Annotated in this window: 10 protein-coding genes; all 10 read left to right on the top strand. The window is 60.8% G+C overall.

What is annotated here, in order from left to right:
- Positions 1-257: 257 nt before the first annotated feature.
- Positions 258-1,472, top strand: a complete 1,215-nt coding sequence (locus QCD69_RS03995) for an MdtA/MuxA family multidrug efflux RND transporter periplasmic adaptor subunit (protein WP_301251116.1) — start codon at positions 258-260, stop codon at positions 1,470-1,472.
- Positions 1,472-4,591 carry an MdtB/MuxB family multidrug efflux RND transporter permease subunit gene (locus QCD69_RS04000; protein ID WP_253460031.1) on the top strand — a complete coding sequence of 1,040 codons (3,120 nt, stop codon included), beginning with the start codon at positions 1,472-1,474 and terminating at the stop codon, positions 4,589-4,591. The genes QCD69_RS03995 and QCD69_RS04000 overlap by 1 nt, the downstream gene beginning before the upstream one ends.
- Positions 4,588-7,665, top strand: a complete 3,078-nt coding sequence (gene mdtC, locus QCD69_RS04005) for a multidrug efflux RND transporter permease subunit MdtC (RefSeq protein WP_253460028.1) — start codon at positions 4,588-4,590, stop codon at positions 7,663-7,665. Before QCD69_RS04000 ends, mdtC begins: the two co-directional genes overlap by 4 nt.
- Entirely contained in the window at positions 7,665-9,068 is a 1,404-nt protein-coding gene (gene mdtD, locus QCD69_RS04010) for a multidrug transporter subunit MdtD (protein WP_301251118.1), read from the top strand. Before mdtC ends, mdtD begins: the two co-directional genes overlap by 1 nt.
- Positions 9,069-10,460: a two-component system sensor histidine kinase BaeS gene (gene baeS, locus QCD69_RS04015; RefSeq protein WP_253460024.1), complete on the top strand. Its 1,392-nt coding sequence runs from the start codon at positions 9,069-9,071 to the stop codon at positions 10,458-10,460.
- A gap of 26 nt (positions 10,461-10,486) precedes the next feature.
- Entirely contained in the window at positions 10,487-11,194 is a 708-nt protein-coding gene (baeR, locus tag QCD69_RS04020; protein WP_301251121.1) for a two-component system response regulator BaeR, read from the top strand.
- 88 nt (positions 11,195-11,282) lie between these two features.
- On the top strand, positions 11,283-12,623 hold the full coding sequence (trhP, locus tag QCD69_RS04025) for a prephenate-dependent tRNA uridine(34) hydroxylase TrhP (protein WP_253460020.1): 1,341 nt from the start codon (positions 11,283-11,285) through the stop codon (positions 12,621-12,623).
- A gap of 245 nt (positions 12,624-12,868) precedes the next feature.
- A complete protein-coding gene (gene yegS, locus QCD69_RS04030; protein ID WP_301251123.1) occupies positions 12,869-13,771 on the top strand; it encodes a lipid kinase YegS in 903 nt (300 codons plus the stop codon).
- Between the two features lie 66 nt (positions 13,772-13,837).
- Entirely contained in the window at positions 13,838-14,071 is a 234-nt protein-coding gene (locus QCD69_RS04035; protein WP_301251125.1) for a hypothetical protein, read from the top strand.
- An 87-nt stretch (positions 14,072-14,158) separates the two neighbouring features.
- Positions 14,159-15,373 carry a D-mannonate dehydratase ManD gene (gene manD / locus QCD69_RS04040; protein ID WP_301251126.1) on the top strand — a complete coding sequence of 405 codons (1,215 nt, stop codon included), beginning with the start codon at positions 14,159-14,161 and terminating at the stop codon, positions 15,371-15,373.
- Positions 15,374-15,380 lie beyond the last annotated feature (7 nt).

The following is a 15,380-nucleotide window of genomic DNA, read 5'->3' on the forward strand; positions in this document are numbered from 1 at the left end:
TTCTGAAGTGACTATTAGCGTAGCAAATATCCACACGAGCCGTTTGTTGATTGACGGTACAGGCACGCCGGGGCAGGAATACTTACACTTGCTGAACGGTTATTCTTAATTCCTTCATTTTTATAATCGATAAATCCGTTAAAATTGAAATATTAAGCGTCTTCAGTCTCGGCCGGCCCCGGAAAACAGCCAGGCTTTTCGACCGGCGAGATTGCTTTACCGACGCTAACTTTTGCCTTTGGAGAGCTGATAACAGGATGAACACCCGGCGCCGTTTTAAAATCATACTTGTGGTGCTCGCGGCTATCGCAGCGGGCGGACTTTACTGGTGGCACAGCCACGGCGAGCCGCAAAAAACAGCCGAACGCCCGCACGCTTCCGGCGGCGGTCGTAAAGCCGCAGGCGGCCCGCTGGCGCCGGTGCAGGCCGCCGCCGCCGCGCGTCAGAGCGTGCCGCAATACCTGACCGGGCTGGGCACCGTGGCCGCCGCCAATACCGTTACGCTGCGCAGCCGCGTCGATGGCGATCTGATGGCGCTTCACTTTACCGAAGGCCAGGAAGTTAAAGCGGGCCAGCTGCTGGCGGAAATCGATCCTCGTCCCTTCCAGGTCGCGCTGACGCAGGCGCAGGGCCAGCTGGCAAGAGATCAGGCGACGCTTGCCAACGCGCGTCGCGATCTGGCGCGGCTGGAGAAGCTGGTGAAAACCAACCTGGTTTCGCAGCAGGAGCTGGATACGCAGCGCGCGCTGGTCAGTGAAACCCTGGGGACGATCAAAGCGGACGAGGGCAGCGTTGCCAGCGCGCAGCTGAACCTGACCTACAGCCGCATCACCTCGCCCATTTCCGGCCGCGTCGGGCTGCGTCAGGTAGATATTGGCAACTATATCAGCAGCGGCGATACCAACGGCATCGTGGTGATCACCCAAACGCATCCTGTCGAGCTGGTGTTCAGCCTGCCTGAAAACCAGATCGAAACCCTGCTGAACGCGCAAAAAGCCGGGCAGACGGTGCCGGTAGAAGCCTGGGACCGCAGCAACAAAACGCTGCTGGCGACCGGTTCGCTGCTGAGCATGGATAATCAGATCGACGTCACGACCGGTACGATTAAAGTCAAAGCGCAGTTCACTAATCAGGACGACCGCCTGTTTCCTAATCAGTTTGTCAACGCGCGTTTGCAGGTCAACACGCTGCACGACGCCATTGTTATCCCGGTAGCGGCGCTGCAAATGGGCAATGAGGGGCATTTTGTCTGGGTGGTTAACAGCGACGGCAAGGTCAGTAAAAAGACTATCACCGTCAGCGTGCAGGACAGCGAAAAAGCCATTGTAGACGCCGGACTGGATGAAGGCGAAAAAGTGGTGACCGACGGTATCGATCGCCTGACGGAAGGCGCCACGGTAGAAGTGGTCGCGCCGCAGGCCACGCCGCTGCCGGGCACCGGCACGCCGCCCGCTAAGGGAGCGCGCCAGTAATGCAGGTGATGCCTTCCAACCCCGGCGGCGGCCCTTCCCGCCAGTTTATTATGCGTCCGGTGGCAACCACGCTGCTGATGGTCGCTATCCTGCTGGCCGGTATTCTGGGCTACCGCTCGCTGCCCGTTTCGGCGCTGCCGGAGGTCGACTATCCCACCATTCAGGTGGTGACGCTCTACCCCGGCGCCAGCCCGGACGTGATGACCTCGGCCGTTACCGCGCCGCTGGAGCGCCAGTTCGGCCAGATGTCGGGCTTAAAGCAGATGGCTTCGCAGAGTTCCGGCGGCGCGTCGGTCGTGACGCTACAGTTTCAGCTAACGCTGCCGCTGGACGTGGCCGAGCAGGAGGTGCAGGCCGCCATCAACGCCGCGACCAATCTGCTGCCGTCCGATCTGCCAAACCCGCCGGTTTACAGCAAGGTGAACCCCGCCGATCCGCCGATCATGACGCTGGCCGTAACCACCACCAGTATGCCGATGACCCAGGTGCAGGATATGGTGGAGACGCGCGTGGCGCAGAAGATTTCGCAGGTTTCCGGCGTGGGTCTGGTGACGCTCGCGGGCGGCCAGCGGCCAGCGGTGCGGGTGAAGCTCAACGCGCAGGCGCTGGCCTCGCTGGGCTTAACCAGCGAAACGGTGCGCACCGCCATCAGCAGCGCCAACGTTAATTCGGCTAAAGGCAGCCTGGACGGCCCGGAGCGCTCGATTACGCTTTCCGCCAACGATCAGATGAAGTCGGCGGAAGATTATCGGCAGCTGATTATCAGCTGGCAGAACGGTGCGCCGGTGCGCCTGCGCGACGTCGCTACCGTGGAACAGGGAGCGGAAAACAGCTGGCTGGGCGCCTGGGCTAACCGCCAGCAGGCTATCGTGCTTAATATTCAGCGGCAGCCGGGCGCAAACATTATCACCACCGCCGACAGCATTCGCCAGATGCTGCCCGCGCTGACCGCCTCCCTGCCGAAGTCGGTCGAGGTCAAAGTGCTGACCGACCGCACCACCAATATTCGCGCCTCGGTCAACGACGTGCAGTTCGAGCTGATGCTGGCAATCGCGCTGGTGGTGATGATCATCTATCTGTTTCTGCGCAACGTGCCGGCAACGATTATTCCGGCGGTCGCGGTGCCGCTGTCGCTGGTCGGCACCTTTGCCGTGATCTACTTCCTCGGCTTCTCCGTCAATAACCTGACGCTGATGGCGTTGACCATCGCCACCGGCTTTGTGGTCGATGACGCTATCGTGGTAATTGAAAATATCTCCCGCTATATCGAAAAAGGCGAAAAGCCGCTGGACGCGGCGCTGAAGGGCGCGGGCGAGATCGGCTTTACCATTATCTCACTGACCTTCTCGCTGATTGCGGTGCTGATCCCGCTGCTGTTTATGGGCGATATCGTCGGCAGGCTGTTCCGCGAGTTTGCCGTTACGCTGGCGGTATCGATCCTGATTTCCGCCGTGGTGTCGCTGACGCTGACGCCGATGATGTGCGCGCGGATGCTCAGCGTGGAATCCTTGCGCAAGCAGAACCGCTTTTCGCGCGCCAGCGAGGCGATGTTCGATCGCGTCATTGCCGCCTATGGCCGCTTTCTCAAGCGCGTGCTGGATCACCAGTGGCTGACGCTTGGCGTGGCGCTCGGCACGCTGGCCATCACCGTGCTGCTGTGGATAGCTATCCCGAAAGGCTTTTTCCCCTTGCAGGATAACGGCATTATTCAGGGCACGGTGCAGGCGCCGCAGTCGGTTTCCTGGGCCAGCATGGCGCAGCGCCAGCAGCAGGTCGCGTCGATTATTATGAAAGATCCGGCGGTACAGAGCCTGACCTCGTTTGTCGGCGTGGACGGCACCAATCCGGCGCTGAACAGCGGACGGCTGCAAATCAACCTTAAGCCGCTGGACGAGCGTGAGGATCGCATTCCGGCGGTGATTGCCCGTTTACAGCAGGCGGTCGCCGCCCTGCCCGGCATTAATCTTTATCTTCAGCCGGTGCAGGATCTCACCATCGATACCCAGCTCAGCCGCACGCAGTATCAGTTTACGCTGCAAACCGGCTCGCTGGATTCGCTGAGCCTGTGGGTGCCGAAGCTCACCGAGGCGCTGAACCAGCTGCCACAGCTAAAGGATGTCAGCAGCGACTGGCAGGATCGCGGGCTGGAAGCCTATATCAAGGTGGATCGCGATAACGCCAGCCGTCTTGGCATCAGCATGGCGGACGTCGACAACGCGCTCTATAACGCCTTTGGTCAGCGGCTGATCTCCACTATCTATACCCAGGCCAGCCAGTATCGCGTGGTGTTGGAAAACGATATTTCCGCCACGCCGGGCCTGGCCGCGCTGGAATCGATTCGCCTGACCAGCACCGACGGCGGCAGCGTGCCGCTCAGCGCTATTGCCAGCGTGGAGCAGCGTCACGGCGCGTTAAGCATCAATCATCTGGATCAGTTCCCTTCCACCACCTTCTCGTTTAACGTCCGCGACGGCTATTCGCTGGAGGAGGCGGTGAACGCCATTACTCAGGCTGAACAGACGATGGCAATGCCCGCCGAGATCGTCACGAAGTTCCAGGGCAGCACGCTGGCGTTTCAGGCGGCGCTCTCCAGCACCGTCTGGCTGATCGTGGCCGCCGTGGTGGCGATGTATATCGTGCTGGGCGTGCTGTATGAAAGTTTTATCCATCCGATCACCATTCTTTCCACGCTGCCGACGGCGGGCGTCGGCGCGCTGCTGGCGCTGATGCTCAGCGGCAACGAGCTGGATGTGATCGCCATTATCGGCATCATTCTGCTGATCGGCATCGTGAAGAAAAACGCCATTATGATGATTGACTTCGCGCTGGCGGCGGAGCGCGAACAGGGCATGACGCCTTATGACGCGATCTATCAGGCCTGCCTGCTGCGCTTCCGGCCGATCCTGATGACCACGCTGGCGGCGCTGCTGGGCGCGCTGCCGCTGATGCTGAGCACCGGCGTCGGCGCCGAGCTGCGGCATCCGCTGGGCGTGGCGATGGTGGGCGGCCTGATCGTCAGCCAGGTGCTGACGCTGTTCACCACGCCGGTGATTTATCTGCTGTTCGATCGCCTGGCGCAGGCCGCCCGTCGTCGTCTGCCGTCGAAGGAGGCGCAGTGAAATTTTTTGCGCTGTTTATTCACCGTCCGGTCGCCACTATTCTGCTGACCATCGCCATCGCGCTGGCGGGCGCGCTGAGCTTTCGCCTGCTGCCGGTCGCGCCGCTGCCGCAGGTCGATTTCCCGGTGATTTTAATCTCCGCTTCGCTGCCCGGCGCATCGCCGGAGACGATGGCTTCGTCAGTGGCCACGCCGCTGGAGCGGTCGCTGGGCCGCATCGCGGGCGTCAGCGAGATGACCTCCACCAGCTCGCTGGGCAGCACGCGCATCATTCTGGTTTTTGATTACGATCGCGATATCAACGGCGCGGCGCGCGACGTGCAGGGCGCGATCAACGCGGCGCAAAGCCTGCTGCCGACGGGGATGCCGAGCCGGCCGACCTGGCGCAAAATCAACCCTTCCGACGCGCCGATTATGATTATGACGCTGACGTCGGATGCCTGGTCGCAGGGCGATCTGTACGACTACGCCTCTACCCAGCTGGCGCAGAAGCTGGCGCAGATCGAGGGCGTGGGCGACGTCTCCGTAGGCGGCAGCTCGCTGCCAGCGGTGCGCGTGGATCTGAATCCGCAGGCGCTGTTTAACCAGGGCGTGTCGCTGGACGCGGTGCGCACGGCTATCAGCAACGCCAACCAGCGCAGGCCGCAGGGCGCGATTGAAGACAGCCATCAACGCTGGCAGATCAAAACCAACGACGAGCTGAAAACGGCGGCGGAGTATCAGCCGCTGATCGTGCACTACAGCAACGGCGCGGCGGTGCGGCTCCAGGATGTCGCCAACGTCACCGACTCGGTGCAGGACGTGCGCAACGCCGGGATGGCCAACGCTAAACCGGCGATTTTGCTGCTGATCCGCAAGCTGCCCGAAGCCAATATTATCGATACCGTCGATCGTATTCGCGCGGCGGTGCCGGAGCTGCGCAACAGCATTCCCGCCTCCATTCAGCTGGATGTCGCGCAGGATCGCTCACCAACTATCCGCGCGTCGCTGGCCGAAGTGGAACAGTCGCTGGTTATTTCCGTCGGGCTGGTAATCCTGGTGGTGTTCGCCTTCTTGCGTTCGGGCCGCGCCACGCTGATCCCTGCCGTTGCCGTGCCGGTATCGCTGATCGGCACCTTTGCCGCCATGTATCTCTGCGGCTTCAGCCTCAACAACCTGTCGCTGATGGCGCTGACGGTGGCGACGGGGTTTGTGGTGGATGACGCCATCGTGGTGCTGGAAAATATTTCCCGCCACGTGGAGGCGGGCATGAAGCCGATTCAGGCCGCGCTGCAGGGAACGCGCGAGGTCGGCTTTACCGTGCTGTCGATGAGCCTGTCGCTGGTGGCGGTGTTCCTGCCGTTGCTGATGCTCGGCGGGCTGATTGGCCGCTTTTTCCGCGAGTTCGCCGTGACGCTCTCCGTCTCCATTATCATTTCGCTGCTGATCTCGGTGACGCTGACGCCGATGATGTGCGGCCGCCTGCTGAAAGCGCATCCCCGCCGCGAGCAGCCGCGCCTGCGCGGTTTCGGCCGCGTGCTGACGGGCATTCAGCAGGGCTACGGCCGCTCGCTGAACTGGGTGCTGAACCATTCGCGCTGGACGCTGCTGGTGTTTATCGCCACCATCGGCCTGACCATGTACCTGTACGTCGTGGTGCCGAAAACCTTTATGCCGGAGCAGGATACCGGGCGGCTGATGGGCTTTATCCAGGCGGATCAGAGCATCTCTTTCCAGTCGATGCGCGGCAAGCTGGAAGATTTTATGAAAATCGTCCGTGACGATCCGGCGGTGGAAAGCGTGGTCGGCTTTACCGGCGGCTCGCGCACCAACAGCGGCTCGATGTTTATTTCGCTTAAGCCGCTCAGCGAACGCAGCGACAGCGCCCAGGCGGTGATCGCCCGGCTACGCGGCAAGCTGGCGAAAGAGCCGGGCGCGAGCCTGTTTTTAATGGCGGTACAGGATTTAAGAGTGGGCGGGCGCGAGTCGAACGCGGGCTATCAGTACACGCTGCTGTCGGACGATCTGGACGATTTGCGCAGCTGGGAGCCGAAAATTCGCCAGGCGTTTTCTAAGCTGCCCGAGCTGGCGGACGTTAACTCCGATCAGCAGGACAAAGGCGCCGAGATGGCGCTGGTTTACGATCGCACCCGCATGGCGCAGCTGGGCATCAACGTCGCCGACGCCAACAGCCTGCTGAATAACGCCTTCGGCCAGCGGCAGATCTCCACCATTTACCAGCCGCTGAATCAGTATAAGGTGGTGATGGAGGTCGACCCGCGCTATACCCAGGACGTCAGCTCGCTGGATCTGATGTACGTGATCAACAACGACGGCAAGGCGATTCCGCTTTCCGGCTTTGCGAAGTGGCAGCCCGCCAACGCGCCGCTGTCGGTGAACCATGAGGGGCTTTCCGCCGCTTCGACGGTGTCGTTTAACCTGCCGGAAGGCGTCTCGCTTTCTCAGGCGTCCGAGGCTATCGAGCGCAGCATGACCGCGCTGGGCGTACCGTCCAGCGTGCGCGGCAGCTTTGCCGGCACGGCGCAGATCTTTCAGGAGACGCAAAGCAGCCAGCTGTGGCTGATCCTGGCCGCCATCGCCACCGTTTATATCGTGCTGGGCATTCTTTACGAGAGCTATGTGCATCCGCTGACTATCCTCTCCACCCTGCCCTCTGCGGGCGTGGGCGCGCTGCTGGCGCTGGAGCTGTTTGGCGCGCCCTTCAGCCTGATTGCGCTGATCGGCATTCTGCTGCTGATCGGCATCGTGAAAAAGAACGCTATCATGATGGTCGACTTCGCGCTGGATGCGCAGCGCAACGGCAATCTGAGCGCGCGCGAGGCGATCTTCCAGGCCAGCCTGCTGCGCTTCCGCCCCATTATGATGACCACGCTGGCGGCGCTGTTGGGCGCGCTGCCGCTGGTGCTGACCACGGGCGACGGCGCGGAGCTGCGCCAGCCGCTGGGGATCACCATCGTCGGCGGCCTGGTGATGAGCCAGCTGCTGACGCTCTACACCACGCCGGTGGTTTATCTCTATATGGATAAGCTGCGCAGAAAACCGGCCGCGCGCAGGCGCGCAGGCGCGACCGGCTGATGGAGACGCTTCCGGCCAGCGTGCGCTGGCAGCTGTGGATTGTGGCGTTCGGCTTCTTTATGCAGTCGCTGGACACCACTATCGTCAACACCGCGCTGCCCGCGATGGCGCACAGCCTGCACCAGGATCCGCTACAGATGCATTCGGTGGTGGTTTCCTACGTGCTGACCGTCGCGGTGATGCTGCCGGTCAGCGGCTGGCTGGCCGATCGCTTCGGCGTGCGCAATATCTTCTTCAGCGCCATCGTGCTGTTCAGCGTTGGTTCGCTGTTCTGCGCGCTCTCCTCCACGCTTGACCAGCTAATCGCCTCGCGCGTGCTGCAAGGATTAGGCGGCGCGATGATGGTGCCGGTCGGCAGGCTGACGGTGATGAAGCTGGTGCCGCGCGCGCAGTATATGGCCGCGATGACCTTTGTGACGCTGCCGGGCCAGATCGGGCCGCTGCTGGGGCCGGTTCTGGGTGGCGCGCTGGTGCAGTACGCCAGCTGGCACTGGATTTTCCTGCTGAACCTGCCGGTCGGCCTGGCGGGCGCGGCGGCAACGCTGCTGCTGCTGCCCGATCTGCGCCTGCCGCGCCGCCGCTTTGACTTTCGCGGTTTTCTGCTGCTGGCCGCAGGCATGGCGACGCTGACGCTGGCGCTGGACGGCTCGCGCGGCGCCGGTTTTTCTCCGCTGATACTCTGTTTGTTTATCCTGACGGGCGTCCTGGCCCTGCTGTCCTATCTGCTCTATGCCCGCGCCAACGACCAGGCGCTGTTCAGCCTGAAGCTGTTCGACAACCGTATTTATTCTGTCGGCCTGTTGGGCAGCCTTACCGGGCGGATCGGCAGCGGCATGCTGCCTTTTATGACGCCGATCTTCCTGCAGGTCGGCATGGGCTATACGCCTTTTCACGCGGGGCTGATGATGATCCCGATGGTGCTGGGCAATATGGGCATGAAGCGCATTGTGGTGCAGATCGTTAACCGTTTCGGCTACCGTAACGTGCTGGTCGGCGCTACCGTCGCCCTGGCGCTGGTGGTGCTGCTGTTCCCGGTGACGGCGCTGCTTGGCTGGGAGGCGCTGCTGCCGCTGGTGCTGTTCCTGCAGGGCATGGTTAACGCCATTCGTTTTTCGGCCATGAACACGCTAACGCTGAAGGATTTGCCGGACGAGCTGGCCAGCAGCGGCAACAGCCTGCTGTCGATGGTGATGCAGCTGTCGACGAGCGTGGGCGTCACGCTGGCCGGGCTGCTGCTCGGCACCTTTGCTGCTCAACAGTCGCAGCCTGAGCTGATGCAGCAGGCCTTTATTTCAACCTGGATCTGTATGGCGGCGGTGATTGTTCTGCCCGCGCTGGTGTTTCGCCACGTGCCGCCAGACGTCACCAAAAACGTGGTGCTGAGCCGTCGGAGAAAGCCCTGAATGTTTGCAAAATTACGTATCGGCATCACCGCCAAGCTGTTTATCGCTATTTTTTCCACCTGTATGCTGGTGCTGATCACCATGCACTGGGGCGTGCGCCTCAGCTTTGAGCACGGCTTTATCGACTATATCAAAAAAGGCAACGAGCAGCGGCTGGGGCTGCTGAGCGACGCGCTGGCCGATCAGTACGAGCAGCACGGCAACTGGGACTTTCTGCGCCATAACAACAAGCTGGTGTTTCAGATCCTGCATTCGCTGGAGCAGAACCCGGAGGCGAATAATCAGCTGCCGCCGCACGGCTGGCGCACGCAGTTCTGGATCATCGATCAGCAATATCGCGTGATGATGGGGCCGCGCGGGCCGGTGCCGCCGGAAGGCACCCGCCGCAGCATTACCACCAGCAGCGGCCATATCGTGGGCTGGGTGATCGGCTCGCCGCCGGAAAGGCTGACCCGCAGCGCGGATATTAACTTCGATCAGCAGCAGAAGCGCACCAGCTGGATGATTGTCGGCCTGACCATGCTGCTGGCGGCGCTGGTGACCTGGCTGATGTCGCGCGGCCTGCTCGCGCCGGTGAAAAGGCTGGTCGAGGGCACGCATCACCTGGCCGCCGGGGATTTCGCCACGCGCGTCAAGGCCGACAGCCGCGATGAGCTGGGCCGCCTGGGCCAGGATTTTAACCGCCTGGCCAGCACGCTGGAGAAAAACGAAAGTATGCGGCGCGCTTTTATGGCGGATATTTCGCACGAGCTGCGCACGCCGCTGGCGATCCTGCGTGGCGAGCTGGAGGCCATTCAGGACGGCGTGCGCAAGCTGACGCCGGAGTCGATTGTCTCTCTACAGGGTGAAGTCGCGACGCTGACCAAACTGGTGGAGGACGTGCATCAGCTTTCACTCTCTGACGAAGGCGCGCTGGCCTATCGCCGCAGCGATATCGATCTGGTGCCGCTGCTGGAAATGGTCGCCGCGAATTTTGCGGGACGCTACCAAAGCCGACATCTGACTTTGCAGCTTCGCCTGCCCGATTCCGCACCGCTGTTTGGCGATCCGGATCGCCTGATGCAGCTGTTCACCAACCTGATGGAAAACAGCCTGCGCTATACCGATGCGGGCGGCGGCCTGGTGGTGACGCTGCGCGCGGAACAGGGCCAGCAAATTATCGATTTTGAGGACAGCGCGCCGGGCATTACCGACGAGCAGCGCGAGCAAATTTTTGAGCGTTTCTACCGGGCGGAAAGCTCGCGCAACCGCGCCAGCGGCGGTTCCGGCCTGGGGCTGGCCATCTGTCAGAATATCGTGGAGGCGCACGAGGGCGCGATCAAAGCGGATCACTCTGCTGCCGGTGGCCTTAAAATTACGGTACACTTACCCGCAAGACTAACCCGGGCGTAATGCGCCTGCTTGCAAAGAAGAGTGTCATGAATCAGGAACCGCTTAGCCCACTGATCCTGGTGGTTGAGGATGAACCCAAGCTCGGCCAGCTGCTGGTCGATTATTTGCAGGCCGCCAATTACCGCACGCATCATCTGCTGCGCGGCGACGAGGTGCTGGAATGGGTTAAGCAGACGCCGCCGGATCTGATGCTGCTGGATTTAATGCTGCCGGGCGTGGATGGCCTGACGCTGTGCCGCGAGCTGCGCCGTTTCTCTGAGCTGCCGGTGATTATGGTTACCGCCAGAACGGAAGAGATCGACCGGCTGCTGGGGCTGGAGATTGGCGCCGACGACTATATCTGCAAGCCTTTCAGCCCGCGTGAAGTGGTCGCGCGGGTGAAAACTATCCTCAAGCGCTGCAAGCGTACGCCGGAAGAGGCGCAAAAAGCGTCGCTGCTGGTGGTGGATGAAGCGCGTTTTCAGGCCAGCTGGAACAGCACGCCGCTGGAGCTGACGCCCGCCGAGTTTCGCCTGCTGAAAACGCTGGCGCATGAGCCAGGCAAAGTCTTCTCCCGTGAGATGCTGCTGAACCATCTGTATGACGATTATCGCGTAGTCACCGACCGCACTATCGACAGCCATATCAAGAATCTGCGCCGCAAGCTGGAGGCGCTGGATGCCGATCAGCCCTTTATCCGCGCGGTCTACGGCATGGGCTACCGCTGGGAAGCGGACGTGTGCCGCTTGATCTAGCGCAATTTACATTCCTGCCGCCAGCTTTTACAATCCCCGCACATTTTGTAAGGCCGTCATACGGCCTTATGCCAGGATTGAGACCTCTATGTTTAAACCAGAACTGCTTTCTCCCGCCGGCTCGCTGAAAAACATGCGCTACGCCTTTGCCTATGGCGCGGACGCCGTCTATGCCGGCCAGCCTCGCTACAGCCTGCGCGTGCGCAACAATGAGTTCAACCACGAGAATCTGGCTATCGGCATCAGTGAAGCGCACGCGCAGGGAAAGCGATTCTACGTCGTGGTGAATATCGCGCCGCATAACGCCAAGCTGAAAACCTTTATCCGCGATCTGACGCCCGTCGTGGCGATGGGGCCGGACGCGCTGATTATGTCCGATCCCGGTTTAATTATGATGGTGCGCGATGCCTTCCCGGAGATGGACGTTCACCTTTCCGTGCAGGCCAACGCGGTCAACTGGGCCACGGTCAGGTTCTGGCAGCAGATGGGGCTGACGCGCGTTATCCTCTCGCGCGAGCTTTCGCTGGAGGAGATCGCCGAAATCCGCGAGCGCGTGCCGGAAATGGAACTGGAAATTTTCGTGCACGGCGCGCTCTGCATGGCCTATTCCGGCCGCTGCCTGCTTTCCGGCTATATCAACAAGCGCGACCCGAATCAGGGCACCTGCACCAACGCCTGCCGCTGGGAATATAAGGTGCAGGAAGGCAAAGAGGATGAAATCGGCAATATCGTGCACCAGTATCAGCCCATTCCGGTAAAAAACGTCGAGCCGACGCTGGGCGTGGGCCAGCCAACCGACAAAGTCTTTATGATTGAGGAAGCCATGCGTCCCGGCGAGTATATGACCGCCTTTGAGGATGAGCACGGCACCTATATTATGAACTCCAAAGATCTGCGCGCGGTGGCGCACGTGGAGCAGCTGACGAAGATGGGCGTGCACTCGCTGAAAATTGAAGGCCGTACCAAATCGCATTATTACTGCGCCCGCACCGCGCAGGTTTATCGTCGCGCCATCGATGACGCCGCCGCAGGCAAACCCTTCGATGCCTCCCTGCTGGAAACGCTGGAAGGCCTGGCCCATCGCGGCTATACGGAAGGCTTTTTACGCCGCCACACGCATGACAGCTACCAGACTTACGACCGCAGCTTCTCCGCTTCCGAGCGCCAGCAGTTTGTCGGCGAGTTTACCGGCGAACGCCGTGGCGACATGGCGCTGGTCGAAGTAAAAAACAAGTTCAGCCTGGGCGACAGCCTGGAGCTGATGACGCCGGCAGGCAACGTCAATTTCCGCCTGGAGCAGATGGAAAATCAAAAAGGCCAACCGACCAGCGTCGCGCCGGGCAACGGCCACTTTGTCTGGATCCCGGTGCCGGAAGCGATCGACCTCGCTTTCGCGCTGCTGATGCGCAATTTTCCTGAATCGGCATAACGTTCAGGGTGCTAAAAGTTTCCTGACGTGACTTTTAGAATGCCATCACATTCCGGCGCGCCGTTTCCGGTTATGATGCACGGGCCTCGAATGAAAAATTCTAAATAGCGGTTTTTAAAACCACCTCCTGGCCCGCCCGGCTCGCCGAGCGGGCCTTTCTTTTAGCCCACGGTTTTTTCCACCGATGGTCGGATGTGCTATAACAGAAGCTCGTCTGGCTAAGGCCATTTTGACAGGAAAAGAAGATGGACCAACAATCGCTTACGCTGGTAATCCTTAATGGTAAAGGTGCAGGTAATGAGGAACTGCGCGAAGCTATTCTGTCGCTGCGCGAGGAAGGACTGCAGATTGAAGTCCGCGTTACCTGGGAACACGGCGATGGCGAACGCTTCGTCAAAGAGGCGGTAGATCTGCACGCGGCGACCGTGGTTGCGGGCGGCGGCGACGGCACGATTAACGAAATCGCTACCGCGCTGGCGGGCGTGGATGCGCCGCTACGTCCGGTATTGGGGATTATTCCCCTCGGCACCGCCAACGATTTCGCCACCAGCGCGGGCATACCTGAAGAGATGGAGCACGCGCTGCGTCTGGCTATCGTCGGCAAGGCCACCTCCGTCGATCTGGCGCGGGTTAATCAGGATCGCTACTTTATCAATATGGCGACCGGCGGCTTCGGCACGCGTATTACCACCGAAACGCCGGAGAAGCTCAAATCAGCGCTGGGCGGCGTCTCTTATCTGATCCACGGCCTGTTGCGCATGGATACGCTTAAGGCGGACAGCTGCGAACTGCGCGGCCCGGACTTTAGCTGGCAGGGCGACGCGCTGGTGATCGGTATCGGCAACGGACGCCAGGCGGGCGGCGGCCAGCGGCTCTGTCCGACCGCGCTGATCAACGACGGCCGGCTGGAGCTGACCATTGTCACCTCAAAAGAAATTTTGCCGACGCTGTTTAACTCGCTGACCGGCGGCGATGATGAAAATCCAAACATCATTCGCGCTTCGCTGCCGTGGCTGGAAATTACCTCGCCAAACGAGATGGCCTTTAATCTTGATGGCGAACCGCTGCGCGGCACCACTTTCCGTATTGAGATTTTGCCCGCCGCGCTGGCCTGCCGCCTGCCGCCTTCCTGCGAGCTTCTGGCCTGACCGACCGGGGCCATTGCGCCCCGGTTTTGGACAGCGATGCATAAAGGCGAAGGCAGGCTTTTAGCCTTGTCCCACGCAGGCCGCCAGCCTGAACGTTCAGGGCGACCGGCGCTGACCGCCAGCCTTAGCGTTCAGGGCGAACCGGCACGCGCCCTCTTCCGCCGTTACCGATCTTATCTCCTGCCGCATAGCGGCGCCGTTTCCGTCTGGATGCTGAAAAGCGCGCTTCCGGTGGATCCGGCATCGGCTTCCGCCAGCAAAAATGCCTCTCTGCTCATAGCAATGCTTTCACAAGTGTGATCGCTATCGGAGTTTCGTCGCCTGCAACTTGTATGGTAGTACGCCAGAACGTATTTTCTCCTCATTCTCTTCACCAGGACGACAAGAATGAAAATTGTAAAAGCGGAAGTCTTTGTTACCTGCCCCGGCAGGAACTTCGTTACGGTTAAGATCACCACGGATCAGGGGCTGACCGGCATCGGCGACGCCACGCTGAACGGCCGCGAGCTGCCGGTGGCCTCCTATCTGAAAGATCACGTTTGCCCGCAGCTGATCGGTCGCAACGCGCATCAGATCGAGGACATCTGGCAATATTTCTATAAAGGCGCCTACTGGCGTCGCGGCCCGGTGACCATGTCCGCCATTTCGGCTGTCGATCAGGCACTGTGGGACATCAAAGGCAAAGCGGCCAATATGCCGGTCTACCAGCTGCTGGGCGGCGCCTCGCGCGAGGGCGTGATGGTTTACTGTCACACCACCGGCCACAGCATTGATGAAGTCATGGACGACTACGCAAAGCATAAAGAGATGGGCTTTAAGGCTATCCGCGCGCAGTGCGGCGTGCCGGGCATGAAAACCACCTACGGGATGGCCAAAGGCAAGGGCCTGGCCTACGAGCCGGCCACCAAAGGCGACTGGCCGGAAGAGCAGCTCTGGTCTACGGAAAAATACCTCGATTTTACCCCTAAACTGTTTGCCGCCATTCGCGACAGGTTCGGTTTTAATGAGCATCTGCTGCATGATATGCACCACCGCCTGACGCCGATTGAGGCCGCCCGCTTTGGTAAAAGCGTGGAAGATTACCGTCTGTTCTGGATGGAGGATCCGACGCCTGCCGAAAATCAGGAATGTTTCCGCCTGATCCGCCAGCACACCGTTACGCCGATTGCGGTAGGCGAAGTCTTCAACAGCATCTGGGACTGCAAGCAGCTGATAGAAGAGCAGCTGATCGACTATATCCGTACCACCATCACCCATGCGGGCGGCATTACCGGTATGCGCCGCATCGCCGATTTCGCTTCGCTTTATCAGGTACGTACCGGTTCGCACGGCCCGTCCGATCTGTCGCCAATCTGCATGGCGGCCGCGCTGCATTTTGACCTTTGGGTACCGAACTTCGGCGTGCAGGAATATATGGGCTATTCCGAACAGATGATGGAAGTGTTCCAGCACAGCTGGACTTTTGAAGACGGCTATATGCATCCGGGCGATAAACCGGGCCTGGGCATTGAGTTTGACGAGAAGCTGGCGGCGAAATACCCCTATGAGCCTGCCTACCTGCCGGTAGCCCGCCTTGAAGACGGCACTTTATGGAACTGGTGAGGAAAAT

Origin of the sequence: Erwinia sp. PsM31 (assembly GCF_030433775.1) — a bacterium.
GTDB classification, from domain to species: domain Bacteria; phylum Pseudomonadota; class Gammaproteobacteria; order Enterobacterales; family Enterobacteriaceae; genus Erwinia; species Erwinia aeris.

Coding starts and splice junctions, on each gene's coding strand:
- QCD69_RS03995 (WP_301251116.1), top strand. CDS start 258: ATGAACACCCGGCGCCGTTTTAAAATCATACTTGTGGTGCTCGCGGCT.
- yegS (WP_301251123.1), top strand. CDS start 12,869: ATGGACCAACAATCGCTTACGCTGGTAATCCTTAATGGTAAAGGTGCA.
- manD (WP_301251126.1), top strand. CDS start 14,159: ATGAAAATTGTAAAAGCGGAAGTCTTTGTTACCTGCCCCGGCAGGAAC.
- mdtD (WP_301251118.1), top strand. CDS start 7,665: ATGGAGACGCTTCCGGCCAGCGTGCGCTGGCAGCTGTGGATTGTGGCG.
- QCD69_RS04000 (WP_253460031.1), top strand. CDS start 1,472: ATGCAGGTGATGCCTTCCAACCCCGGCGGCGGCCCTTCCCGCCAGTTT.
- trhP (WP_253460020.1), top strand. CDS start 11,283: ATGTTTAAACCAGAACTGCTTTCTCCCGCCGGCTCGCTGAAAAACATG.
- baeS (WP_253460024.1), top strand. CDS start 9,069: ATGTTTGCAAAATTACGTATCGGCATCACCGCCAAGCTGTTTATCGCT.
- baeR (WP_301251121.1), top strand. CDS start 10,487: ATGAATCAGGAACCGCTTAGCCCACTGATCCTGGTGGTTGAGGATGAA.